23 protein-coding genes are annotated in these 26653 nt (G+C 43.4%); 13 read left to right on the top strand and 10 right to left on the bottom strand.

Annotated features, from left to right (window positions below; genetic code table 11):
- The first annotated feature begins 55 nt into the window (after nt 1-55).
- A complete protein-coding gene (gene yaaA / locus KW060_RS12985) occupies nt 56-835 on the top strand; it encodes a peroxide stress protein YaaA (protein WP_249035817.1) in 780 nt (259 codons plus the stop codon).
- 3 nt (nt 836-838) lie between these two features.
- Here the strand turns inward: yaaA and KW060_RS12980 are convergent, their stop codons facing one another.
- The 3 genes from KW060_RS12980 to KW060_RS12970 form a co-directional block, all read right to left on the bottom strand.
- Nucleotides 839-1459: a DUF1134 domain-containing protein gene (locus KW060_RS12980; protein ID WP_249035816.1), complete on the bottom strand. Its 621-nt coding sequence runs from the start codon at nt 1457-1459 to the stop codon at nt 839-841.
- Entirely contained in the window at nt 1459-1689 is a 231-nt protein-coding gene (locus tag KW060_RS12975; protein WP_249035815.1) for a DUF2842 domain-containing protein, read from the bottom strand. The genes KW060_RS12980 and KW060_RS12975 overlap by 1 nt, the downstream gene beginning before the upstream one ends.
- Nucleotides 1690-1838: 149 nt before the next feature.
- Entirely contained in the window at nt 1839-2273 is a 435-nt protein-coding gene (locus tag KW060_RS12970) for an NUDIX hydrolase (protein WP_249035814.1), read from the bottom strand.
- A 52-nt stretch (nt 2274-2325) separates the two neighbouring features.
- Between KW060_RS12970 and KW060_RS12965 the strand changes: the two genes are divergently transcribed.
- Genes KW060_RS12965 through KW060_RS12955 form a run of 3 tightly spaced genes read left to right on the top strand, consistent with a single transcriptional unit; the run spans nt 2326 to nt 6585 of the window.
- Nucleotides 2326-3057, top strand: coding sequence for an SOS response-associated peptidase (locus KW060_RS12965; RefSeq protein ID WP_249035813.1), 732 nt, complete (start codon nt 2326-2328; stop codon nt 3055-3057).
- Nucleotides 3058-3080: 23 nt separating this feature from the next.
- A complete protein-coding gene (locus KW060_RS12960; protein ID WP_249035812.1) occupies nt 3081-4835 on the top strand; it encodes an ATP-binding protein in 1755 nt (584 codons plus the stop codon).
- Nucleotides 4828-6585 (top strand): ATP-binding protein, encoded by a 1758-nt coding sequence (locus KW060_RS12955; RefSeq protein ID WP_249035811.1) that lies wholly within the window; start codon nt 4828-4830, stop codon nt 6583-6585. Before KW060_RS12960 ends, KW060_RS12955 begins: the two co-directional genes overlap by 8 nt.
- A 48-nt stretch (nt 6586-6633) precedes the next feature.
- Here the strand turns inward: KW060_RS12955 and KW060_RS12950 are convergent, their stop codons facing one another.
- The 4 genes from KW060_RS12950 to KW060_RS12935 form a co-directional block, all read right to left on the bottom strand.
- Complete coding sequence (locus KW060_RS12950; RefSeq protein WP_249035810.1) at nt 6634-8721, bottom strand: outer membrane protein assembly factor BamB family protein; 2088 nt, start codon at nt 8719-8721, stop codon at nt 6634-6636.
- 121 nt (nt 8722-8842) lie between these two features.
- The gene (locus KW060_RS12945; RefSeq protein ID WP_249035809.1) at nt 8843-10897 is read right to left on the bottom strand and encodes a molybdopterin-containing oxidoreductase family protein; all 2055 of its coding nucleotides are present in this window, start codon (nt 10895-10897) and stop codon (nt 8843-8845) included.
- A 3-nt stretch (nt 10898-10900) separates the two neighbouring features.
- Nucleotides 10901-12328 carry an FAD-binding oxidoreductase gene (locus KW060_RS12940; protein WP_249035808.1) on the bottom strand — a complete coding sequence of 476 codons (1428 nt, stop codon included), beginning with the start codon at nt 12326-12328 and terminating at the stop codon, nt 10901-10903.
- 3 nt (nt 12329-12331) lie between these two features.
- Nucleotides 12332-13294 carry an L-threonylcarbamoyladenylate synthase gene (locus KW060_RS12935; protein ID WP_249035807.1) on the bottom strand — a complete coding sequence of 321 codons (963 nt, stop codon included), beginning with the start codon at nt 13292-13294 and terminating at the stop codon, nt 12332-12334.
- 93 nt (nt 13295-13387) lie between these two features.
- Between KW060_RS12935 and KW060_RS12930 the strand changes: the two genes are divergently transcribed.
- The 9 genes from KW060_RS12930 to KW060_RS12890 all read left to right on the top strand — a co-directional run bounded on the left by KW060_RS12930 (nt 13388) and on the right by KW060_RS12890 (nt 23670).
- Entirely contained in the window at nt 13388-15175 is a 1788-nt protein-coding gene (locus KW060_RS12930) for an acyl-CoA dehydrogenase (RefSeq protein WP_249035806.1), read from the top strand.
- 22 nt (nt 15176-15197) lie between these two features.
- A complete protein-coding gene (locus KW060_RS12925; RefSeq protein WP_249035805.1) occupies nt 15198-16892 on the top strand; it encodes a long-chain-fatty-acid--CoA ligase in 1695 nt (564 codons plus the stop codon).
- Nucleotides 16889-17806 (top strand): histone deacetylase family protein, encoded by a 918-nt coding sequence (locus KW060_RS12920; RefSeq protein ID WP_249035804.1) that lies wholly within the window; start codon nt 16889-16891, stop codon nt 17804-17806. Before KW060_RS12925 ends, KW060_RS12920 begins: the two co-directional genes overlap by 4 nt.
- Nucleotides 17807-17856: 50 nt before the next feature.
- Nucleotides 17857-18123 carry an exodeoxyribonuclease VII small subunit gene (locus KW060_RS12915; RefSeq protein ID WP_249035803.1) on the top strand — a complete coding sequence of 89 codons (267 nt, stop codon included), beginning with the start codon at nt 17857-17859 and terminating at the stop codon, nt 18121-18123.
- A gap of 2 nt (nt 18124-18125) precedes the next feature.
- Complete coding sequence (locus KW060_RS12910; protein WP_249035802.1) at nt 18126-19028, top strand: polyprenyl synthetase family protein; 903 nt, start codon at nt 18126-18128, stop codon at nt 19026-19028.
- A 21-nt stretch (nt 19029-19049) separates the two neighbouring features.
- Nucleotides 19050-20984, top strand: a complete 1935-nt coding sequence (dxs, locus tag KW060_RS12905) for a 1-deoxy-D-xylulose-5-phosphate synthase (RefSeq protein ID WP_249035801.1) — start codon at nt 19050-19052, stop codon at nt 20982-20984.
- On the top strand, nt 20977-21720 hold the full coding sequence (locus KW060_RS12900) for a TlyA family RNA methyltransferase (RefSeq protein WP_249035800.1): 744 nt from the start codon (nt 20977-20979) through the stop codon (nt 21718-21720). Before dxs ends, KW060_RS12900 begins: the two co-directional genes overlap by 8 nt.
- On the top strand, nt 21710-22966 hold the full coding sequence (gene rlmD / locus KW060_RS12895; RefSeq protein WP_249035799.1) for a 23S rRNA (uracil(1939)-C(5))-methyltransferase RlmD: 1257 nt from the start codon (nt 21710-21712) through the stop codon (nt 22964-22966). The genes KW060_RS12900 and rlmD overlap by 11 nt, the downstream gene beginning before the upstream one ends.
- A gap of 239 nt (nt 22967-23205) precedes the next feature.
- The gene (locus KW060_RS12890; protein WP_249035798.1) at nt 23206-23670 is read left to right on the top strand and encodes a hypothetical protein; all 465 of its coding nucleotides are present in this window, start codon (nt 23206-23208) and stop codon (nt 23668-23670) included.
- Here the strand turns inward: KW060_RS12890 and KW060_RS12885 are convergent.
- From KW060_RS12885 to fabI, 3 genes are read right to left on the bottom strand one after another with little or no spacing between them, the layout of a single operon-like run.
- A complete protein-coding gene (locus KW060_RS12885; RefSeq protein ID WP_249035797.1) occupies nt 23667-24716 on the bottom strand; it encodes a TauD/TfdA family dioxygenase in 1050 nt (349 codons plus the stop codon). The two genes, KW060_RS12890 and KW060_RS12885, sit on opposite strands and share 4 nt — an antisense overlap.
- 6 nt (nt 24717-24722) lie before the next feature.
- Entirely contained in the window at nt 24723-25793 is a 1071-nt protein-coding gene (gene aroC / locus KW060_RS12880; protein WP_249035796.1) for a chorismate synthase, read from the bottom strand.
- A gap of 4 nt (nt 25794-25797) precedes the next feature.
- Nucleotides 25798-26616 (bottom strand): enoyl-ACP reductase FabI, encoded by an 819-nt coding sequence (fabI, locus tag KW060_RS12875; RefSeq protein ID WP_249035795.1) that lies wholly within the window; start codon nt 26614-26616, stop codon nt 25798-25800.
- Between the last annotated feature and the right edge of the window lie 37 nt (nt 26617-26653).

The raw sequence follows: 26653 nt of genomic DNA, 5'->3' as shown, positions 1-26653 counted from the left end.
TCTGTGTTATCTCTATAATCATAAATTAGAAGTATTATAATCAGGGATAAAAATTATGATTGTTGTTGTATCACCCGCAAAAAAACTTGATTTCGCAAGTGATGAAGTGCGCCCAAACTGGTCAGAACCGGATTATCTGGATCAAAGTGAGGAACTGATTAATGTCGCAAGAAAATTGACACGTGGTGATATTGAAAAACTTATGAAAGTGAGCGAAAAAATCGCGGATCTGAATTATGAACGATACCGTGATTTTTCAAGACCATTTTCTTTAACAAACGCAAGACAGGCCGCCTTTGCTTTTAAGGGTGATACATATGTCGGTCTTGATGCGGAAACGCTTTCCGATGACGATCTTAACTTTGCGCAGGATCATTTCCGTATTTTATCTGGCCTTTATGGCATGTTGCGTCCGCTTGATTTGATGCAGGCATACCGTCTTGAAATGGGTTGTCGTCTTTCAAATCCAAAAGGAAAGAACCTTTATGAATTTTGGGGTAATACGCTTACGGACGGTTTAAATAATTTGCTGGATGAACAAAAATCAGATGTGATTATCAATTGTGCGTCCAATGAATATTTTAAATCCATCAACGAAAAAGAATTAAAAGGACGCGTAATTACGCCGGTCTTTAAAATTGTGAAAGAGGGCGTCGCGAAAAGCCCTGGAATGATGGCGAAACGCGCCCGTGGTATGATGGCGCGTTATATTATCCAGAACCGCATCAAAAATGCAGATGACATTCTTGGTTTCGATATGGATGGTTATAAATATATGCCGGAATTATCAACACCGGAAAAACCGGAATTTCATAAAGTGGTAACGCCCGTTTAAATTTTAAAACGGGTTCCAGCTTCTTTCTTTGGTGAAATGTAAGTACCCAAGATTAACGCCCGCGCGCAGGCCAACGCCCATGCGAATTGGTGCAATAACGATTTCGTCAACCTGTTGGTAATTCATTCCCACACCGGCGACATAATAAAGACTTCCTTCAACGGCCGGGAAACGCTGATACAGCTCTTGTGTATCGTTCAAATTATACACAAGCGCAAATACACGTGATCCATTGGCACCAACGTCAATGCCGATAGATGGCCCTTTCCAGTATACTTTGGTGTCGCCTTCTATTTTGTGGGAAAGAACACCATCACCATAACGGGCACCGACGATTAAAGCGGCGCTTGCTTCTGTACCAATGATATATCCGTTAGGGCGGCCAAGATCGGCAAATGCCTTTTCAATAACACTTGCAACGGCTTCTGATCCTTCGCCGAAAAATTCAGATGCGGCATTGATGACATTTTCTTTGTCATAGGTGCTATTTGGGTCTGCTGAATTCATATTTGGGCGTTCCGCCGCGGAACGCTGTGGCGGTGCAGAATTTTCCGTGTTATTGCTGGCACATGCCGAAAGAATAAAAACAAAAGACAGTGATAGAAGCCTGATGAAATTGCCCATTATTGATCCCCGTTATCAGTATCCGTTCTATTGATGATAAACATTATTTTTTTTGCTGGGAAAACCCAGATGATGCCAGCCAGAATATAGCTGATCAATTCCATGATAATATTTCCGGCAAATAAGGCATCAATAAGACGCGCGACCAATAAAATATAGATGGTCATGACTGCCAGCATTAAAAGTAGCCACAGAAGTTTACTTATTTTTGGCGGTGGATTTTCGTTCATTCTTTATACTCTAAATTCTTCCGGCCCACATAAGAAGCAAATACATGGACCCATAAGCGATTGTTGAGAATCCTGCAGCGATCAACAATACTTTTATATGCCTTCCAAAGCTTGTAATAAAGCGTTTTGGCAAGCTTTGTGGGGGTTTGCTATTTGGATCGTCTATGTACAATTGCGTCTTCTATTAAATCGATTGTTTCCTGCCAAAGGTTATAGCTTTTAAAATCATTGATGTGAACCCATTTTGCGTCAAGGACATCGTCGCCTGCGACCAAATCACCCGATTTATAATCGGCCATATAATCGATTAAACTATAATGAAAGCGGATATCATTATTTTCATCTTTATCAATGTAATCTACGGCTTTTAAGAGTGTGATATTTTCTATCTTAATACCGGTTTCTTCATTAACTTCGCGCATAGCGCATTCTGTCAATGTTTCACCAAGATCTTGGGCACCGCCTGGAATGCTCCATTCTGCTGCTTTTGGTTCCTTGTTACGTTTGATTAATAGGATTTTTTCACCGTTAAAAACGACAACACCGACACCGGGAATGGGTCTTTTGGGATACTCTCTTTTCATATGATTTTTTTCGTTTATTATCTTATTGAAATCACTATAGCGAATAATAAGAATGTGTGGAAGATACTCTTTAGCAAGCGAGGCATATAATAGTTTTATTGAATTTATGGACATGGGGTATCCGTTCAAGGTGCCGTCCAGGTTTAATATTGCGCCCAGCCAACCTGTTGCCGTGATCCGTTTAAAAGGATCAGATAAAGATCAGGCCATTATTCCGGATGCGCCACTTCCAGAACGGGAAGGGGCATTGATGCGTTGGGGGCTTGTACCGCATTTTGCCAAAGAGATAAAAAATGATCGCCCGCTTATAAATGCACGTTCAGAAACAATTGCGGATAAACCGTCATTTCGCGGCCCGTTCAGAAGACGAAAATGTCTTGTTCCGGCAGATGGTTTTTACGAATGGAAAAGGGATGGTGCGTCGCCCATTCCATATCATATTTGTTTGCAAGATCATGCACCATTTACATTTGCTGGGATTTGGGAAGCATGGACAGGACCAAATGGCGATGATTGGCTAGAAACAGTTTCACTGATCACAAAGCCAGCAAATGGTGTCGTTAAGAAAATTCATCATAGATCACCTGTTATTATTGAACCGCAGGATTATGATTTATGGCTTAGACCCGAAGATCCACCTGATAGGAAGATATTTGATAAACTATCAACCGATATTGATTTGAAGTTGGAAATGTACGAAGTCAGCCCATTTGTAAATAATGCAAGAAATGATGGGGAAGAATGTATTAAACCAGCCAGCAAAGACCAATTTAAATTATTTTAGAAATAAAAAAGAAAATACTAAAAATGAATAATAAAATTACTGTAACCTTTGGCCCTTCTTTAAAACATTCCTCAAAAATTGTCTGCTTTGAATATTGCGCAGATGATTTTGGCGGCAATTTTGATGTTTCACCAAACTATCTTTCTAAAATCTCAAAAATATTACCACCCTATTTGAGAGCGGAACTAAATTTTGAAAATATTCAAACAATACATGATTTATTACCGATGATTGTTAGTGCATTGCATAATATTGGCGTGCCGATTGAGCACTTTATTAAAGTCAGCGATCAAGGGGGTGGAAATTATATTCTATGCTGTGAATATAATAATCAACGAAGAACTGTTATGTCGATAAGGGCGGCTGCGATGACATTAAAAGTGGCAGGGTTAAAGGAAGGAATGGCTGCGCCACAGGCAATCGGACAAATTAATAGGATGATTGAATATGTTAAAAAATGGGCCGCTGGCAATGTCGTTCAAGGATTTCTGATGAAAGCTAAAGAACGAAACATTCCGGTAAGGTTACTGGTCAATGATTCATATACTTATTCTTTCGGACAGGGAAAATATGGCCGTATTTTCAATTATTCTGCCAGTGAACTAGATAGTTTTATTGGCTTCACACTTCAAAAAAGTAAAGCAATTACCAATGAATTGTTGGAGAAAACTGGTTACCCAACAAGTGAACAGAGAATAGTTAATTCTCCTGATATGTGTGTTGCGGAAGCAAACAAGTTAGGGTTTCCTGTCGTCATAAAACCGCTTAGCGAAGGCGGTGGCCTTGGTGTGACCGCTAATATCAGAACGATTGAGCAATTATTAGTGGCGTTTCAAGAGGCAAATAAATGTTCACCTCAACAAGTTTTGATTGAAAAACATGTGGAGGGTGACGTTCATAGGATTACGGCCTCTGGTGGGGAGGTTTTAGGACTTGCGAGGCGTTATCCTGCGCAGGTCATCGCGGATGGTGTGTCGAACATAAAAACGCTCATTGAAAAAGAAAATATCCGTAGAAAAGAGCCGGAACTTGCAGCTTTAAAAGTGAAGCAAATAATGCACGATGAACGCTTGAAGATGAATTTAACCAATCTTGGATATACTTTGGATACCATACCAGAGCAGGGTGAAAGAGTGATCTTAGGTGATATTGCAAATCGCAGTGCTGGTGGTACTCTCGAAATGCTAAATATTGATGATATGCACCCGGATTATATCGAATTATCCGAGCAGGTTTCGTTACTTTTCCGGATTGATAGTATAGGTATTGATGTCATTTCGCCGGATATTTCAAAATCCTGGCGAGAGGTCGGGGTCATTATTGAATTAAATTGTTATCCGATGGCCGCACCGGATCTTGCAGACAAATTTTTAGAGAAACACTTTGGTAAAAGCGAAGGAAGAATTGATACAACATTAATCGTTTCAGAAAATGATGAAGCCGCCAGAAAAATTTTTAATCAAAAAATGAATGAATTCGAAAACCCTGGTTTCGCATCAAAAACTACAGCTGAATTTAAGACGGGAGCCTTGAAAGTCGTAAAAAATGGATTAGGACATTATTGCCAAGCTTTTATTCTGAATAAAAGTTGTGATGCTCTTGTTGTATCAATTAGGCCTGATGAAATTATCGCCAATGGTTTGCCGCTTGATTATTTTGATCGTTGTATTATTGGTCAGGGTATAGATATCGATAAAAAAATTGAGGCATTAACTGATCATAAAAACCTTAAAAATTGGCTTTCTCAATACTGTGGAAATGTTGAAATAAATGAATAATAAATTGAAAATTAAAATCACATCTGGCCCAAGTTTATATTCGAATTCAAAATCGGTGTTGTTTGATTATGATCAGGCCACTTTTGGAAACGGTTTTGAGATATCGGCAAATGAAATTCAGAAACTGCATAAAATATTGCCTAAACCGTTATCAGATAAATTAGTAAATAATGAAAAAAATAATGTTCATGATTTGTTAGTGTCATTGGTAAATGTTTTCTTTCAGTTTCAAAAACATCAAAATATGAATACAAATGTTCAGCACTTAAAATCAGGTGTGAATAGGCTTGTTGCAGAATATGACAATGCTTTGGCGATGAAGAATGCTGTGGAAACAGCGGTTCTGATTATGCAATTTATTAAATCAGATATTGAAACCCCTCCTGTGCCGTTTGTGACAAAAATAAATGAACTTTCTCAATTCTTGATTTATTGGTCACCTTCTGAACTTACTCAAAAATTTAGAAATGCAGCGAAAAGAAAAAATATTCCTTTTTTATTATTGCTAGAAACTACACCTTTTACTGTGTTTGGTCAGGGTATCCATTCGAAAATTTTTGATTATGGTTTGACAGAACTTGATAGCCAAATTGGCTATAGGTTACAGGATAGTAAGTCACTCACTGTAAATGTGTTACAGCGTATTGGGTATCCGACCCCTGAACAAGCTGTGGTCAAAAATTTTCAAATGTGCGTTGATGCAATAAGGCAGATAAATTTTCCTGTCGTAATCAAACCATTATCAGAAGGAATGGGTAATGGTGTAACGGCAAATATTCAGACATTGGAGCAAGCCCGAGACGCATTTTCGCTAGCATCGAAATTGTCATCAGATGGGGTTGTTGTAGAAAAACATATTGATGGTGATTTATACCGTATTACACTTTCAAAAAATAAGATACTTGGCGTTGATATCTGCGCTGGTGCAAAGGTTTTTGGGGACGGAATTTCAACGGTAAAAGAATTGATTGATGTTGAAAACAGACGGCGCAAAGAATTAAAAAATGCGAAATTTTTGCTTAAAGACATTCAATTCGATGAACGTGTTACTAGGAATTTGAGAAACGCCAATTTGAATGGCAATAGTATTCCTGATAAAGGGCAAGAGGTATTGCTGACTGACATTGTGAACAGGCATGCCGGGGGCACAAAAGAACCTATAAATATCGAAGATATGCATCCAGATACAGTGGAAATGGCCGAAGATATTTGTAAAACGTTTCGGTTGGATTCTGTAGGAATAGATATGATTTCAACAGATATTTCAAAATCTTGGCGTGATAATGGGGCAATTATTGAAGTGAATGCCTACCCGGGGTCTGTCCTGGCATTTGGGGACAGAATTATGGAAAATTATTTTGGGGAAACGCAAGGCCGGATTGATACAACATTGTTTATTGCGGATCATCATGAAATAGCGCTGAATTATTATAAGAGCAACCTTGAAAAACATGATAAATGCGGCTTTGCCTGTCACGAATTTGCGATGTTCGAAAGCGGAAGATTAAGTCAGTTGCATGATACTTTGGCGAATAACTGTCAAACACTGGTGCTGAATAAATCATGTGATGCAATTGTCGTTTCTTTGAGGGCGGATGATCTAATGAAAACGGGTTTGCCTCTGGATTATTTTGATCGCTGTATCGTTGATAAAAACGTCAATTATGATGATGTCATCGCGGAATATACCGATCACAAAAATCTTGAAAGTTGGCTTTCACAATTCTGTGGAAAAGTTGAACATCAATAAAAAAAGGGAGCGCTGAACGCTCCCTTTAAAATAATTATGTTTACCCGATTAATCTTCAGGTAGGGCATATGCACGGAATTCACCCGGATATGCACCGCCACTAACAGCCACAACAATATATTGTCTACCATCGATTTGGTATGACATCGGTGAACCGGATTGACCCGCTGGCATCCAAACTTCACCAACATGATCACCAGTCATTTTGTCATATGCACGAAGCATCGCGCCGCGTTCACGGTCACGAGGGTTCGTTACGCGCTGATCACCAACAATCACAAGTGTCTTGGTCACAACCACGCCAACGTTGGCGCCTTGGCCAGTACGTGGAATGTCAAGATCACGTAGTTTTGGATGATTACGAACGTTATCTGGTGTTTCACCGTGTGGCACTTTCCAGATCACTTCACCTTTGTTCATGTCAATCGCTGAAAGAACGCCATATGGTGGCTTCAGAATTGAAAGGCCTTCTACTGAAAGAGATGGCATATCAACTGGTGGTTTGCTCCAGTCGTATTCTTCGAACTGCGGCTTTTCATCCGGTGCATCAGGGTTTTGACCTGTACCCGCTGCATTACGCATACGGAATGGCTCACCTTTACGGCCGGCCATATAGTTCACGTTTGAGTAGCCCTCTGGCGGTGGTGCCAGTGATAGGTTATCAAGGAATACTTGTGATGCTGGTGCATATACGATACCTGATTCAGGATCGAATGACGCACCCGGCCAGTTTGTACCACCAGATGTCGCACCAATGTTAATCGCACCAAGAAGGCCATTTACATCACCTTCGATTGGTGGGTTATACATTCCACCGTTGCTCCAGTCCCAGTGATGCATTTTATCAAGGGCTGCTTGGCGCATTTCCGGTGTAAAGTCGATCAGATCATTCGGCAGATCCAACTTACCACGACCATACATTAGATGCATTGGTGGCATTGGTTGTGTTGGTGAATACCATTCGCCCGGCACGCTGCCTTGTGGTACTGGCATTTCAGGAATATCCCAAATCGGCTCGCCTGTAATACGGTCAAACGCGTAAATGAATGCCTGCTTTGTTGGAAGCGCGATAATCTCACGTTCTTGACCATCAATGGTTACATCCATGACAAGTGGGGCAGATGACAGGTCATGGTCCCAAATTGGATGGTGAACCACTTGGAAATGCCATTTGTAAGAACCGTCTTTTAGATCAACAGCAACAAGACTTTCACCAAACAGGTTGTTACCCGGACGGTGACCGCCGTAGAAGTCAGACGCAGGGCTTTCAACCGCTAGGAAAACTAGCTCGTTTTTCTCGTCTACAGTGATTTGTGTCCAAACACCTGTGTTACCATTGCGTTCCCATGAATTATCAAGCCATGTGTCGTTACCGAATTGGCCCGGACGTGGAATTGGGTCAAACTGCCATACTTTTTCGCCTGTTCTGACGTCGAATGCGCGAACAAGACCTTTGGTGTTGTTGTAGTTATCAATGGTCATGCCTTCTTTCATCGCGGAACCCACGATGATCAGATCACCGGCAACAGTTGGTGTCGCATGAAGACCGATTTCACCGGTCACAAGGTCGATCTGTACTTCGTTGCCTTGAACAGCACCGATTTTAAGGTCAAGAATACCATTACCATCTGTTCCGAAGCTATCAATTGGAACACCAGTTTGCGCGTTAAGGGCAACAAGTTTATATCCTGTTGTCACATAGAAAACACGATTGTCGCCATTGCCGTCTGACCAATAGGCAAGACCGCGACCGGATAGTTGACGTGGGGCCATACCCGCACGAAGGCCTTCGCGCATACTGTGAAGCCACATTAATTCCCCTGTTGCACCGTCAAGGGCGATTGCCGTACGGCGCGTGCCTGCCGTCGCGTAAAGCACGCCATCAACCATAATCGGTGTTACTTCAAGCTTATATTCGCCGCGTGTACCAAGATTTTTCGTTGAAAAGTTCCAGACCATTTCAAGGTCTTCAAAGTTGTCCGCATTGATTTGATCAAGCGGCGTATAGCGGGAACCTTTTACATCACCAGTATAGTGATGCCATTCACCGTTTGCGGTGCCTGGTTCCTCTGCTACAGCACCGAAGGTGGCAAAGCTTGTCGCAATCGCCCCCAGCGCCATAAATAGATTTTTCATTATATTACCTCCAAGAAAGATGGGTTTGTCAAAAGACAGGGAAAAATCTAGCTTTACCAATGGGTAAAGTCAAGTTGACTCGGATAAATATTCTCTATTGTCACGGAAGTTTAATTAAGAATTACGGACTTTTTCTCACCCAGACGGCGCTGTCATGATAAACGGCGCCACCAGCAGGGGCAGCAATTTCAGAATGGGTTAAGACATTGATGCCTTTTCCGCCATTATGTTTGCTATTGGCCCAAAGTCCTTCCACAATCAGGACGCCGGGATTGATGCCGTCAAATATTTCCGCCTTTATTTTTAGCTCACCCTGATTATTTCCAATGATAACAAGGTCACCATTTTTAATGTTTCTCATCGCCGCATCATCAGGGTGGATCATCAATGATGGCTCACGTTCACGCTTTAATGATGACGGTGTGTTATTGAAAGATGAATTTAAGAAATTACGTGCCGGTGGTGTCACCAATTTGAACGGATGATCATCATCACGTGGATCGGTTGCGTCCCAATGATCGGGTAATGCGGGTAATTCATCACCACGCTCGCCGATTGCTTTCCAATCTGGTTTAAAACGGAACTTGCCATCCAGCCAGCCGAAACCATCCATAAAATGATGGCCGTCAAACCCTTCTTCACAATCATGCCAGTGGTTTTCAGTCATATTTTCAAGATCAGGATATCCGGAAAGTCTAAGTGTTTCATCAATCACTTCATTGGTTGTCATGGTAAAGGCACGGTGCGTGGCACCAAGTCTTTTCGCCAGTTCGTTAATGACATAATCGTTCGGTTTACTTTCACCAACAGGGTCAATGATTTTTGGGCCAAGACCAATATAGGTATGCCCGCCCGCTTTATAAATATCATCATGCTCGAGAAATGTTGTGCACGGCAGAACGATATCCGCCATCATGGCCGTTTCGGTCATAAATTGTTCATGGACGCAAAGGAATAAATCTTCGCGTGATAGTCCTTTGTGAACTTTATTTTGATCGGGGGCGATGGACATGGGGTTTGTGCCTTGTACGATCATGGCGGTAATTGGCGCCCCACCCGCAAGATCGCTTTTATCGCCGGTAAGTGCTGCACCGATGCGTGGGTGATCAATGGTTCTGATGCCATTTTTCTTAAGTTCCGGCGCTTCAATCACAGATGTATCAAAATGATAAAGATCACTACTGCTGAAATAAGTGCCTGCGCCTTTGGTTGGCCATTTACCGGTAACAGTTGCAAGCGAACTGACTGCATGAACATTCACGGCACCATTTCGGCATCTGGATAATCCATACCCAAGTCGGATATAGGCGCGTTCCGTTTTGCAATAACTTTCCGCAAAATTTTCGATTTCTTGAACATCAAGCCCTGTAATTTCAGCGGCCCATTCAGGGGTACGTGTTTTTAGGTGTTCTTCCAATTCATCCGGAACGTCAGCAAATTTGGCCATATATTCCTGATCCGCATATCCATCACGGAAGGCAACATGCATGACCGCACAGGCAAGCGCACCATCGGTGCCGGGGTTTAAACATAAATGCTGGTCTGCTGATTTTGCGGTTGGATTTAAATATGGGTCAACGACGATGACTTTGGCGCCCCTGTTTTTCTTGGCGCGGGCCACATGGGTCATGACATTTACTTGTGTGGATACGGCATTGGTGCCCCAAATGATAATCAGATCACTTTCTGCCATTTCGCGTGGATCTGGGCCGATTTTACGGCCTGTTCCCGCAACCCAACCTGCATTTACAATCGCGCTGCATGTTGTGCCACGCATGTTGCTGTAACCCATTTCATGGCGCAGCCGTTCCATCGCCGCACTTTGTACAAGCCCCATTGTGCCGCCATAATTATAAGGCCAAACGGTTTCAGCGCCGTGTTTGTCAGCGGCTTTTTTAAAGGCATCCGCGGTTATGTCTAGCGCTTCTTCCCACGTGATTTCTTCAAATTCACCGGATCCCTTTGGGCCAACACGTTTTAACGGTTTGGTTAATCTTTCCGAGTGATGGGTCCGTTCCGCATATCGTGCGACCTTGGCGCAGATTACCCCCGCGGTATAGGTATTTTGTTCAGAACCGCTTAAACGACCAATGGTTTGGCCATCGATTTTTTCCACTTCAAGTGAACATGTGGACGGGCAATCGTGAGGACAGGTTGAATATGCGATTTCAGTCATTGATTATACCTTTAAAATCCGGCCCGGGTTCATGATGTTTTTTGGATCAAGCGCATCTTTGATTGATTTCATTGTGTTTAAATCCACATCCGGTTTGAAATGGGCAAGTTCATCTGCCTTAAGCGTTCCGATGCCGTGTTCGGCGCTGATGCTGCCACCCAATGACACCACAAGTTCATGAACCTTGTGATTAATATCTTCCCATTTTGCAAGATATTCGGATTTTTCCATGTCGGTTGGCTGTGAAAGGTTGAAATGAATATTACCGTCACCAATATGACCGAATGGCACAGGACGAATGCCGGGAATTTCCGCCTTTACAAGTTCTGTTCCCTTTTCAAGGAATTCCGGAATTTTGGAAACGGGTACTGCAACATCATGTTTGATGCTGCCGCCTTCAAATTTTTGTGCTTCCGACATAAATTCTCGTAGGTTCCAAAGTTCACGTGCTTCTTTTTCATTCTTTGGCACGACACCATCCAGAACAAGGCCCTGTTCCATGGCTGTTTCAAGAATGCGTTCCATTACCGTTTCAAGGTCCAGCAAATCTGATGAAAGCGATGTTGCGCATTCCATGATCATGTACCAATCATATTTAGCTTCTAGTGGCTCACGGCATCCGGACATATGTTCAATTGTGAAATCAAGGCCAATACGCGGCAATATTTCAAATGCGATTAGGCTGTCGCCACTAACTTCACGGGCAAGTGATAATAATGTTACGGCGGCATCCGGATCGGGTATGGCAACAAATGATGTGTTTTTCTGTTTATGATCCGGATAAATTTTTAATGTGGCAGCCGTGATGATGCCCAGCGTTCCTTCGGCGCCAATAAACAGCTGCTTTAAATCATAGCCAGTGTTATCTTTTCTTAAGCCTGTTAAGCCATTCCAGATATCACCATTTGGTAGTACGACCTCTAACCCCAAGACGAATTCACGCATATTGCCGTATCTAAGGACGTTGATACCACCTGCATTGGATGAAATATTACCACCGATCATGGCGGACCCTTCGGATGCGATGTGCATCGGCATGATAGCGTTCATGCTCGCGGCGATATCATGGGCATCTGATAAAATGACACCGCTTTCAAGTGTCATGGTATTATTCAGCAAATCTTTTTCACGAACCTTGTTCATTCGTTTTAAACTGATGACAACTTCATTGCCGGACTGGTCGGGAATCGTACCGCCAACAAGGCCAGTGATGCCGCCTTGTGGGACAATTTTAATGTTGTGCTGGTAACAATATTTGACCAGATCACTGACCATTTCGGTGCTATCCGGGTATAAAACCAGTAACGTCTTACCGAAAAATTTGCCGCGCGGTTCTTCGGTATGTGGTTTAATGCTTTTAGGATCAATTGTGTATCCTTTATCACCAGCGATTTTTATTAAGGCATCAATATGGGTTTTATCAATTGTCAATTTTTATTCCTTTGGTGCGGCGGCACGGGATAATCTATCATTAATGGCAATTCCAAGTCCATTTTGTGGAATTGGAGAAACCGCAATTGTTTTTAATTCCAAATCATCCAATTCACGCATCATGGAAAACAGATTTGAGGCTGCTTCCTCAAGATCACCAGTAGGGCTTAGGTTTAACATATTTTCGTGATGGGCCGTTTCACCAAAAGCAAGGAATGCCTCGCCATCATTTGGCCCTGTGGCATTTAACCGTACTTTTGCATTCGGTGCATAATGGCTTTTTAATTGCCCGGGCGCGACCGGATTATCGGTTGGTGTTAAGCTCGAAATCACATCAATACCGGTTTTATTTTTAATATCTTCTGGTGTGATCGATCCAGGGCGTAATAAAACCACATCATGATCTGTGATCTGGATGATTGTGCTTTCAATGCCCTTATTGCAAGGACCGCCATCAATAATTATTTCAAGTTCATCACCAAATTCACCATCCACATGGTTAGCTGTTGTCGGGCTGATGTGTCCGGATTTGTTGGCGCTTGGTGCGGCAATAGGGCCATCAAATTCTTTCAGTAATTGATGGGCAACTTCATTGGCCGGTACGCGAATGGCAACAGTATCAAGCCCCGCCGTGATCAAATCAGAAATACCACTTTCCTCATTTAACGGTAGGACCATTGTAAAAGGTCCCGGCCAAAAGGCTGACGCGAGTTTCTTGGCAACGTCATTCATATGTACGTAATTTTCAGCGGCTGATGGATCAGGTAAATGAACAATCAACGGATTAAAATCGGGTCTGTTCTTTGCCGCAAAAATTTTTGCAACTGCTTTACCGTTTTTCGCATCTGCACCAAGCCCGTATACAGTTTCGGTTGGAAAAGAAACGATATTTCCATCCCGCAATAAGTCGGCAGCACTTCTAATACTGTCGCTATCGGGTTTCTGTATGCGGTTCTTGTTCGTCATGATACAATATGCTTGAAAAGTTGGTTTTAATACTGTTCTATAATTGTAAAAGCATGACATAACAAGTCAGTATCAACAATAGAGAAGAATATTATGTCCGAATATAAAGCCCCGGTAAAAGAAATAAAATTCACTCTGGATGAGGTCATCGGAATATCCGAGGTCACGGCATTGGAAAAATTTCAAGATACCGACAATGATCTGATTGAAGCCATTTTACATGAAGGGGCAAAATTCGCGGGCGAAGTATTATCGCCGACATACCGTGCGGGTGATGAACATCCCGCAACCGTAAAGGATGGTGAGGTCACAACATCACCAGGATTTAAAGAAGCCTATCATCAATATTGTGAAATGGGTTGGAACGGCATTACCGCAAACCCGGAATATGGGGGGCAGGGATTGCCACATGTCCTCGGGCTTCCGATTGTGGAAATGGTTGAGGGCGCCAATACGGCCTTTAGTTTATGTCCGGTTTTGACATCCAGCGCGATTTTGGCGATTGACAGCCACGGTACGGATGAACAGAAAAATACGTATCTGGAAAAGCTCATTACGGGGGAATGGACGGGTACTATGAACCTGACGGAACCTAATGCGGGCTCTGATGTCGGGGCATTACGGTCAAAAGCTGAAAAGCAGGATGACGGTACTTATCTGATTAAGGGGCAAAAAATATTCATCACGTATGGCGAACATGATATGGCGGAAAATATCATTCATATGGTGCTCGCCCGTCTTCCTGATGCGCCAGCGGGTACCAAGGGGATCAGTTTATTTATCGTGCCGAAATATTTGGTGAATGATGATGGTTCCATTGGCAAACGAAACGAGCTGACCTGCGTGTCACTGGAACATAAAATGGGTATTCATGGCAGCCCGACTTGTACAATGTCATTTGGGGATAATGATGGCTGTGTTGGTTACCTGATCGGTGAGGAAAATCGTGGTATGATGGCCATGTTCACCATGATGAATGATGCGCGTCTTGCCGTGGGTTCACAAGGGGTAGCCTGTTCAGAACGGGCCTATCAAATGGCGCTTGAATATGCGAGCGAAAGGGTGCAGGGCCTATCCCTTAAAACCCGTGATAAATCACCGATCATTGAACACCCTGATGTCAGGCGCATGTTGATGACGATGAAATCAACCACAGAAGCGGTAAGATCAATCGCGCTATTAAACGCGAAATCGATTGATATGGCCAAACATCATCCGGATAAGGAAACCGCTGCAAAATATAATGGTTTAGCGGATCTATTAACACCACTTTCCAAGGCATATGGTTCTGATCTTGGTATTGAAAATTCTTCACTCGCGATGCAGGTTTTTGGCGGGATGGGCTATATCGAAGAAACCGGCATTGCCCAAGTGTACCGCGATGCCCGCATTAATGCGATTTATGAAGGAACCAACGGTATTCAGGCAATGGATCTTACGGGTCGGAAGCTTGCTATTGATAATGGTGTTCATTGGCGGGCGTTACATGATGAAATTGATGCGTTTGTTGGTGAATTGCCGGAAACAGATGAATTTGCATCAATAAAAAGAAATCTTGGCAAAGTGGCAATTCTTTCAAGGGATTGTGCAGAATGGCTATTAAGCCAGCATAACCAAAATATATGCAATACCATGGCGGGGTCAGTACCGTATTTAAGAATGTTAAGTGTGACTGTCGGCTGTTATTTATTGGCAAAAGGGGCGGTGGCTGCGCGCAAGAGATTGGATAGCGGTGACAGCGACCAAGATTTCTTATACGCAAAAATAAACACATCAAGATTTTATGCAGAACAAATCGTACCAACCGTTCTTGGGCTGGCGGAAGCCATTAAAGCCGGTGACGAATTATTCTACGCAATTGATAAAAATAACATGGCATAAAAAAATATAAGGGAAAATAAATATGAGCGATCATCCGTGGTTAAAAAGTTATCCAAAACACGTTAAGTGGGATCAGAAATTTACTGGCAAACCGCTTTATTCGCTTATTGATGAAACCGCGCCAAAAGTTCCTAATAATATTGCTTTGGATTTTCTAGGTAAAACCTGCACCTATGGTGATCTTCAGGGCAAAATCGAAAAATGTGCCAAGGCATTACAGGACATGGGTGTTGAAAAGGGTATAAAAGTCGGTCTTTTCTTACCTAATTGCCCGCAATTCATCGTTGTCTTTTTTGCGGTGGCAAAAATTGGCGGCACGATCGTGAATTATAGCCCGCTTTATTCTGAAAGTGAGCTTCTTTATCAGGTCGAAGATTCCGAAACGGATATCATGGTGACGCTTGATCTGGATGCGCTTTATGCCAAGATGAAACGTGTTGTCGATCAGACGCGTATTAAAAAACTGATTGTTGCGAATTTTTCAGAAACGCTGCCTTTTCCCAAAAACATTCTTTTTAAACTGTTTAAACGCAGTGCTATTGCGAGTGTGATTAAGGACGAAACATACGTTGATTATAATGCGTTATTTGAAAATTCTGGAAACAGTAAAGATGTCGAAATTAATCCGGATGATGATGTTGCCGTGTTGCAATATACCGGTGGGACGACGGGCGTGCCGAAGGGCGCGATGCTCACCCATACTAATCTTTATGTGAATATGCGACAGCTTGAAGTATGGCCGCAAATGCTTGAATTCGGCACTGAAAATGTGGCCGCCTTTCTGCCGTTTTTCCATATTTTTGCGCTTACGGTTGTGCTGAATATGGGCTTAAAAGTCGGGGCGCGTATCGTGATTGTGCCGAAATTTGAATTGGAAGATGCGGTGAAACTGTTAACCAAAGAAAATATCACGCTCTTTTCCGGCGTACCGACCATGTATACAGCACTCGCCAATCATAAGGATGCTGATAAGATCGGTATTGGAAATATCAAAATGGCAATGTCGGGCGGTGCACCGCTTCCTGTTGATTTATGGAATCTTTATAAGGATCGTTTCGGCCTCGAAATTACGGAAGGGTACGGCTTAACCGAAGCATCCCCCGTAACACACGCCAGCCCCATGGGTGGCGGCAGCATTCCCGGTTCCATTGGTTTTCCACTGGCGGCGACAGAAGTATTCATAATGGACCGTGAAAATATGGGAACTCCCCTTCCGGTTGGGGAAGTCGGTGAAATTTGCGTGCGCGGCCCACAGGTGATGAAGGGATATTGGAAACGTCAGGATGCCACAGATAATGTGATGATTGGTGATATTTTGCGCACTGGTGATGTGGGTAAAATGGATGAAAATGGTTTTACCTATATCTTGGATCGGGATAAGGATTTGATCCTTGTCGGCGGGTTTAACGTGTTCCCACGCACCATCGAAGAAGCCATTAATGATCACCCATCGGTCGAAGAAGTCACCGTGATTGGTATCCCCGATGATTACCTTGGAGAAACGCCAAAGGCCTTCGTCAAATTAAAAGTGACAGAAAACCCAATCACAGAGGACGAATTAATGGCATTTATCAAACCGAAAATCGGTAAACATGAACGTCCCTCACAGATCGAATTCCGTGATGAACTTCCGAAAACGATGATTGGTAAATTATCGAAAAAAGAATTGGTTCAGGAAGAAAAAGAAAAATACGAAGCCGCCAAGGCCGCAAAATGACAACCGCGCTTTTTACGCATTATGACTGCCTTGATCATGTATCGCCACTGGGTCACCCAGAATGTGCAGAGCGGCTTTCTGTTGTTCTGGCTGCACTGGAAGGTTTTGATCTTAAAAAAATAAATGCCGAGGACGCCACAGAAGAACAGATACGCTTGGTTCATGGCAGGGATCATATCGACAAAATTAAAAATAATATCCCGGATACGGGTAATGCTTATATCGACGGTGATACTTATCTTTCATCCGGTTCGGAAAAGGCTGCATTAAAAGCAGCGGGGGCGGTATGTCAAGCAATCGATATGGTTATGGCAGGGGATGCGGACAATGCCTTTTGTGCGGTAAGACCGCCGGGTCATCATGCGGAACCGGATGTCGCCATGGGGTTTTGTTTATATAACGCGGCTGCCATTGGGGCATTATACGCGAGGAATACTCATTTTTGTCACCGCGTGGCGATCATTGATTTTGATGTTCATCATGGCAATGGAACCCAGACGGTTGCTGAAAATACATCACGTCTTTTTTATGGATCAACCCATCAATCCCCGCTTTATCCAGGAACAGGGCATCTTCATGATTTTGGCAAAGGGGTTATTGTGAATGTACCGCTTGCGGCAGGAAGTGGCAGCAATGCATTCAGGCGCGCTTATGAAGCGCGAATATTGCCGGAACTGGATCAGTTTAAACCGGATTTAATCATTATTTCTGCGGGGTTTGATGCCCATATGATGGATCCGCTTGCGGATCTTAATTTAGATGAGGATGATTATTACTGGGTCACTAAAGAAATTATGAAAATTGCTGATAAACATTCAAATGGCAGAATTATTTCCACATTAGAAGGCGGGTATAATCTTGCGATCCTTGGGGAATGTGCAAAGAAGCACGTTTCTGCATTGATGGGGGACTAGCTTTTCCGCTATAAGGGTGAAATTGATTCAAGAAAGAGCGGGAGCAGATTTTGACAGCAGACGGAAATGAAGCAGTTGATATTCCTGAAGATATTAAATCTATGGAATTTGAAGAGGCATTAGGTGCCTTGGAAGAAATTGTAAGAAACCTTGAAAGTGGACAGGTTTCGCTTGAAAAATCCATTGATATTTATACACGCGGTACACAGCTTAAAGCGCACTGTGAAGCAAAGTTGAAAGATGCCACAGCCCGTATTGAGAAAATTACCAAATCAGGGAACGGCTCGTTAAGCACGTCGCCGCTTGATAGCGAATAAATATGTCCGAATGCCATTCTGAACTGGCACAGAAATCGTTAAAGGATTTCGCCAGTACAATCGAAGATAAAATGTTGTCACTGCTTCCAAAACCGGATGGAATGGAAGAACGGGTGATAGATGCCATGCGTTACGCACTGCTCGCTGGCGGTAAGCGCATGCGTCCGTTTATGCTTGTTGAGGCGGCAAAGCTATTTTCCATTGATGATGAAAGTGCCATGCGTGTTGCGGCTGCTACCGAATGTATTCACACTTATTCGCTTATTCATGATGATCTTCCGGCGATGGATGATGATGATTTAAGACGCGGTAAGCCTACTACACATATAAAATATGATGAAGCCACAGCCATATTGGCGGGGGATGCGTTATTAACGCTTGGTTTTGAAATACTTGCCAGTGAAAAAACACATCCTGATCCCACGGTTAGATGTGAACTGGTAACATCGCTTTCACGTGCCATCGGCGCAAAAGGTATGGTTGGCGGGCAAATGATTGATTTAATCGCGGAAAATCAATCCTTGCAACATGATGAAATAAGCCGTATGCAACACATGAAAACAGGCGAATTGATTGTTTTTTCCTGTGAAGCTGCGGCAATTTTGGCTAAAGTAGAGGGCGAAAAGCGTGACGCATTAGTCCAGTACGCGGAAAAAATCGGCCTTGCTTTTCAAATTGTTGATGATCTTTTGGATATTGAGGGGTGCTCAACAAAAATTGGAAAAACGGCCGGTAAAGATGTGGAAGCAGGCAAGGCGACCTTCGTATCCGTATTGGGTGCTGATAAAGCAAGGTTGCTTGCCGATGAATTAATTGATGAGGCCATCCAGATTATGGATGTGTTTGACGATAACGCCGATGTGCTAAAATCATTGGCTGCTTTCGTCATAAAAAGGGCCCATTAAGGGTGCAGTAAAGATAATATTATGAGTGATAAACCAGATACACCATTATTGGATCAGATTAAGTTCCCAGCGGATGTGCGAAAGTTAAATGCGGATCAATTGCAGGATCTTGCCGATGAAGTACGTGCGGATATGATTGATAATGTGTCCCGTACCGGTGGCCATCTTGGTGCTGGTCTTGGTGTTGTGGAATTGACAACAGCCATTCATTATGTTTTTAATACACCAGACGATAAATTGATCTGGGACGTTGGTCATCAATGTTATCCCCATAAAATCCTGACCGGGCGCCGTGAACAAATGCACACGATCCGTAAGGGCGGCGGTCTTGCCGGATTTACAAAACGCAAAGAAAGTGAATATGACCCGTTTGGTGCGGGGCATAGTTCAACATCCATTTCGGCGGGACTGGGTATGGCTGTTGCACGCGATCTTGAAGGTGCTGATGATGCCGAAGACCGAAATGTCATTGCCGTGATCGGTGACGGTGCCATGAGTGCGGGAATGGCATATGAAGCCATGAATAACGCGGGCGCATTAAAAAGTCGTTTGATCGTTATCTTGAATGATAATGATATGTCAATCGCACCACCAGTTGGTGCCATGAGTGCTTATCTCGCGAGACTATTATCATCCAGCTCTTTTTTAAATCTTCGTGATTTTGCGAAAAATATCGTGAAAAAATTCCCACGCCCCATCAGTAATACAGCACGTAAGGCCGAAGAATACGCCCGCGGTATGGCAACAGGTGGCACATTATTCGAAGAGCTAGGTTTTTATTATGTGGGACCGGTCGATGGTCACAATATGGAACATTTATTGCCTGTTCTTGAAAATGTACGTGATGCGGGTGGTGGCCCGATCCTGATCCACGTTGTGACGGAAAAGGGTAAAGGGTACGAACACGCGGAAAACGCGGCTGATAAATACCATGGCGTATCCACATTTGATGTAAAATCAGGTGCGCAAAATAAATCACCGGCTAAAGCACCAAGTTACACAAGCGTTTTTGCCAAGGCCCTTATTGCCGAGGCACGAAAAGACGAAAAAATCGTTGCCATTAATGCGGCGATGCCGTCTGGTACGGGGCTTGATAAATTTGGTGATGAATTTCCAGATCGCTGCTTTGATGTGGGGATCGCGGAACAGCATGCGGTGACTTTCGCGGCGGGTCTTGCCTGCGAAGGGTATAAACCGTTTTCAACAATTTATTCCACATTCCTGCAACGTGCATATGATCAGGTTGTTCATGATGTGGCAGTTCAGAACTTGCCAGTTCGTTTTGCCATTGACCGCGCAGGCCTTGTCGGGGCGGATGGACCAACACATGCAGGATCATTTGATATTACTTATCTGGCGTCATTGCCGAATATGGTTGTTATGGCTGCTGCGGATGAAGCGGATTTAATGCATATGATTGCAACCGCCGCCGCCCATGACGCTGGTCCATCAGCCGTAAGATACCCACGCGGCGAAGGCATTGGTGTGGACCTGCCGGATGAAGGAACCGTTCTTGAAATTGGTAAAGGCCGCATTGTTCGCGAAGGAAAGCAGATTGCAATCCTGTCATTAGGTACAAGACTTGAAGAAGCGCTGAAAGCCGCTGATGAATTTAGTGCAAAAGGGCTAAGCTGCACCGTGGCAGACGCAAGATTTGCCAAACCGCTTGATCTTGAAATGATCAGGAAGCTGGCACTTGAACATGAAGTTCTTATCACCATTGAAGAAGGCTCAATCGGTGGGTTCGGCAGCCATGTTCTTGATTATCTTTCCAATGAAGGATTGCTGGAAGGTGGGCTTAAAGTTCGCACTATGAAATTGCCTGACACTTTCATTGATCAAAATAGCCCGCAAATAATGTATGAAGAAGCAGGCCTTGTGAAAGATGATATCGTCAGAACGGCCCTTCATGCACTTGGGCATAATGATCTGAGCAGTTCACAGGCCAATGGCTAAAAAGCGCGTAGATCAATTACTCGTTGACCGCGGTCTTGCTGAAAGCCGTTCACGGGCGCAGGCCTATATCATGGCGGGAAATGTATTTTCCGGTGAGCAAAAAATCCTTAAATCAGGCCAGCAGGTTAAAGAGGACATCGCATTAGAAGTCCGCGGTAAAGAACACCCGTGGGTTAGTCGTGGTGGACTTAAACTTGTTAAGGGACTTGATGAATTTAAAATTGACCCAACTGGAATGACCGTCATTGATGTGGGGGCGTCGACGGGCGGCTTTACGGATGTGTGCCTGACGAATGGCGCTGACCGTGTTTATGCGGTTGATGTTGGACATGGGCAGCTTGCGTGGAAAATCAGAAATGATGATCGTGTCGTCGTGCTTGAAAAAACCAATGCCCGTTATTTAAGCGATGAACAGGTGCCCGAAAAAGTAAACCTGATTGTCTGTGATGCTAGTTTTATCGGTCTTCAAACCGTGTTGCCTGCGCCAATGAGTTTGGCGGCTGAAGGATGCGTTTTAATCGCGCTTATCAAACCGCAATTTGAAGTTGGCAAAGGAAAAGTCGGTAAAGGCGGTGTGGTTCGTGAACCGGAACTTCATAAAGAAGTGTGCGACAAAATTGAAAACTGGATTAGAGATGACATGGACGGCTGGAATGTTATCGGTTTAACCCAAAGCCCGATCAAGGGCCCAGAAGGCAATATTGAATTTTTAATCGGGGCCAGATATGAACCATAAAGTAACAATAAATGAAATTGGTGGTCGTGGTGATGGCCTAGCCGAGGTGGACGGTAAAACGATTTATATTCCATACACAGTGCCGGGTGATGTTATTGATGCCAAAATTCAGGGGTCAAAAGGAAAATTACGTCATATCCATCAGAAATCCACCGAACGTGCGGAACCCATTTGCAAACATTTCGGTAAATGCGGTGGTTGTTTATTGCAGCACATTAATGCTGATTATTATAAAAACTGGAAAGAAGGGTTGATCAGAACGGCCCTTGCCCACCAAGGCAGCAAGGATGCAGATATTGCACCGATTAAAGTGAGCCCGATGGGCAGCCGCAGACGAACAACATTTCAGGCAATTGGCCGTGGTAACGGAAATATTGTTTTTGGTTATGCAGAAAAAGGTAGTCATAATCTGATCGATGTTTTTGAATGCCCGATCTTGGCACCGGAATTGGTTGCGTTAATAGGGCCGATTAAAAAATTGATATCCGGCATTCTTGATAAAAAAGAAAAAATGTCCGTCTCTCTAACCCTTGCTGAAAATGGCATTGATATGATGTTAAAGGGCAAGGGTGACCCGAGCCTGAATTTAAGAATGGATCTTGCGGAATTCGCGGAAAAGCATGACCTTGCCCGTATTAGCTGGTTTGATACAAAACTTAAAAAAGGGCAATATGAATTGCTCGCGGAACGTAAAAAGCCATATGTGACATTCGAAGGGAATAAAGTATATTTCCCATCCGGTTCATTTTTACAGGCAACCCAACAAGGGCAAGATGCACTTATTAATGCAATGCTTGATGGCATTGGTGATGCGTCAAAGGTGGTTGATTTATTTTCTGGGTGCGGCACATTTTCAATTGCGGCTGCCAATAGTTCCAATGTTCATGCGGTGGAAAATAACGAAGAAATGCTAACCGCATTAAAATTAAGTGCAAATCAAATGACGGGCATTAAAAAGGTTACAACGGAACTTCGTGATCTTTTTAAGCGGCCATTATTGCCACATGAACTTAATGAATTTGATGCGGCGATTATTGACCCGCCACGCGCGGGCGCAAAACATCAAATGGAAGAAATCATTAAATCAGATATTCAAAAGCTGGTGATGATTTCATGCAATCCGATTACTTTTTCAAGGGATGTGCAAAGTTTAATTGATGCTGGTTTTGAAATGGGTGCGGTAACGCCCGTTGATCAGTTTTTATATGCACCACACCTTGAAATTGTTTCTGTCTTTACACGCTAAAAGATTCACGCGCATTTTTTCGCCATAATTTTTTATTAAATTGAAAATCATGAACTCGGCAGTTTTTAACATGTTTAGAGCAAAAATTGCCGTAAATTATGGTTAAAATTTTATTAAAACACCTTTTTTAACAATATGTTAGTGAAATTTCGCTAGAAAATAGGTGTGTTTCGCAAAAATGCGGAATTGGCATAGTCCTTGCAATGTTTTTGGGCAAGATAAACAGCAAGGACAGAATAATGAATGGTGTAAGAGCATATAATATGAGCATTAACGAATTGGTACGTAATAATAGTAACCAAAATGAAATTGGCGATAAAATGCCTGTTTCGTCTGATAATGCACGCGCTTACAAGGTTGTAAAAGAAACGCTTTCTGAAACACCAAAAAAAACCGAAGCCGTATCAATTGATGTATCACCCGTCTGGCAAGAAGTGGCTGGCACAATTGATTTGAAAAATGCAACAGCCGACGAAGTAGCGAAAATGAGCGCCACATTATTTAAAGCCGAAGTCATTACATTTGAAGACCACGTATCATTAAGTTTTGCCAAAAATCCTGATAACCAAGAAAAAATGAATTTCCTTGATCACTGGAATGACCGTCAGGAAGAGGCTGTTCTTCAAGGAGCATCACATGATGACCTTAACGACATCATCCGTATTCAATCCATTCTTGGATTTGTGGATAATCTTAAAGACTAATCAATTTCAAAAGTAAGTTTTGTTTCGGGGGTAATGATGCCGCCTCGGTTACCTATTTCAATGCTGCCGTAACGTTCTTTAAAACATTCCGGTAATTCACGGTCGCCATCTAATGACAGCCATAGCCTATAAAGGTGGCGTCTGTTTTCTGGTTCAGGGTGATCGGTAAAGCCTTCACGGTCATGAAGCTGTGAATGGTTATAGACAAATTGTAGATCACCTTCTTTTAACTCCATTCTAAAATGAAGATCAGGGTCGTTGGCAAGACTATCAAAAAGATCAAGTGCTTGGATATGTTTATTGGTTAAACGCGGTGCATCTGGAAAACGCTGCGCACTTTCGATATATTGGCGCTGATACATCCCGGTAAGTTTTTCGTCATGCCAGTTCAGTACCGGAATTTCGAAATAGGGTTTTTGGCCATCTGGTACTTCGCCGCGCCTGTCCGTTGCAATATTGTCAAAAAGTAATGCCGTTAGTTCCGGGTTAACGCGCATCATTTTATTATAAATCGTTTCGGTGCTGACCAGTAATGATCCGCCGCCTTCTTTCGCGGTTTTAAGGCACATTAATCCGACAACATCGGCTGAGTCCGTATGGAATGTTTGTCGTTCTGACGTTTGATAAATACGCGTGTTTGGATCATTTGCATCCGCCCCAACATTTCTAACGTGGCCAAGGATATGTCCGGCGGCATTCTGTGATCTTGCGGACCCTAAATGTGCGCCGATACCACAGAAGATACAGGCTGCTTTTTCTTTCGAATATTCGTTGATGGGTAACCCGCGGATGACTTCGAAACCGATACCATTAATCAATGTTTCTTTTAAGCTGGCCAGTCGCCCAGAAAGTAATGGCAATGGAAAATCGTTAATTGTGATTTCACCAATGTTTTTTGATGTTTCAAGAAAATGATCCGCGGCATGTTCAAGTTCCTGAATTTCTTCAGGGTCTAAATAAGTAAGCCATTTATCAGGATTTGCGGCCATGTTTTTGCCAATCCACGCAGAAGGTCGTTCAATTCTTTCTGGTGGATGGTTTGACATGTCTTATTATCCGCATTGCGCCCGGTGAAGCATAATATGATCGGCAAGTACACATGCCATCATCGCCTCGCCAATTGGTACTGCGCGAATGCCAACACATGGGTCATGGCGACCTTTGGTAAGAATTTCCGTTTCATTGCCGTGTTTGTCAATTGTATCACGTGGCGTCAGGATCGATGACGTCGGCTTCACGGCAAAACGCACAACAATTTCTTGCCCCGATGATATTCCCCCCAAAATACCGCCGGCATTATTGCTTGTGAATTCAGGGTTTCCATCTTTGATGCGGATTTCATCTGCGTTTTCTTCACCTGTTAAGGCAGCACTGCCAAACCCTGCACCAATTTCAACGCCCTTAACCGCGTTGATGCTCATCATTGCAGCGGCAAGGTCGGTATCAAGTTTGTTATAAATCGGTGCGCCAAGACCAGCAGGAACACCACTAGCGCGAACCTCGATCACAGCACCGATTGAACTGCCGGCCTTACGAATGCTATCCAGATATTTTTCCCATTCTGGAACCATGTCGGCATCCGGGCACCAAAAAGGGTTGTTGCTAATTTCCTTATCATCCCAATTGTCAGGGTTGATTTTTTTGTCGCCGATTTGAACAAGAGCACCGGTGATTTTAATATCATCACCCAGAACTTTACGCGCAATGCCACCAGCCGCAACACGCATGGCCGTTTCACGTGCGGATGATCTGCCGCCACCACGGTAATCGCGGATACCATATTTCGCGTTATAGGTATAATCCGCGTGACCCGGACGGAATTTATCCTTGATGTCGCCGTAATCTTTTGAACGCTGATCTTTATTTTCAATAACCAAACTGATGGATGTACCGGTGGTCATTCCTTCAAATACGCCGGACATGATTTTAACCTGATCTGGTTCTTGGCGCTGTGTTGTAAATCGGTTTTGACCCGGCTTACGTTGATCCAGATAAACTTGTAGATCGGCTTCGGTGACCGGAATGCGTGGTGGTACGCCATCAACGACACAACCAATGGCTGGGCCGTGCGATTCCCCCCAGGTGGTAACCCGGAAAAGCTTGCCGTAAGAATTATCTGACATAATTTTAGTCCTTGTTTAAGGTCAGGTCTGGGGCATCTTCGCGCTTCATTCCCATCACATGGTAACCACCATCAACATGATGATTTTCACCGGTGACACCAGACGAAAGATCACTAAGGAAATATGCGCCTGCATTACCCACTTCGTCGATGCTTACGTTGCGCCCCATTGGTGAATTTAATTCGTTCCATTTCAGGATATAACGGAAATCACCAATGCCGCTGGCTGCCAACGTTTTGATCGGACCTGCTGAAATACTGTTCACACGAATGTTTTTTGGACCAAGATCACGAGCAAGATATTTTACACTTGCTTCAAGTGCTGCTTTTGCAACACCCATAACGTTATAATGCGGGATCACTTTTTCTGCGCCGTAATAGCTTAGCGTAATCATGCTGCCGCCATCGGTCATTAATTTTTCAGCACGCTGTGCAACGGCTGTAAATGAATAACAGGAAATATGCATGCTTTTTAAGAAATTATCGAGCGATGTATCAACATAACGGCCATCAAGTTCTTCTTTATCGGCATATGCAATTGCGTGCACAAGGAAATCCAACTTGCCCCATTTTTTCTCAAGTTCTGCGAATACGGCATCAATAGATGCGTTATCCGTCACATCACATGGAAGTACAAGTGATGAACCAACACTTTCCGCAAGCGGGCGTACGCGTTTTTCAAGAGCTTCGCCTTGATAAGTGAAAGCAAGTTCTGCCCCTTCGTCGGCCGCTTTTTTCGCAATGCCCCACGCAATTGAGCGATTATTGGCAGCGCCCATAATGATGCCGCGTTTGCTTGACAGAAGTCCTTTTTTTTCAGCCATTTTTACTGTTCCTCTGGGTATTTTCCCAAATGTATTT

Origin of the sequence: Pseudemcibacter aquimaris (assembly GCF_028869115.1) — a bacterium.
Classification (GTDB): Bacteria; Pseudomonadota; Alphaproteobacteria; order Sphingomonadales; family Emcibacteraceae; genus Pseudemcibacter; species Pseudemcibacter aquimaris.
The sequence above is the reverse complement of the archived record's forward strand: the minus strand, read 5'-3'. Positions and strand labels throughout refer to the sequence as shown.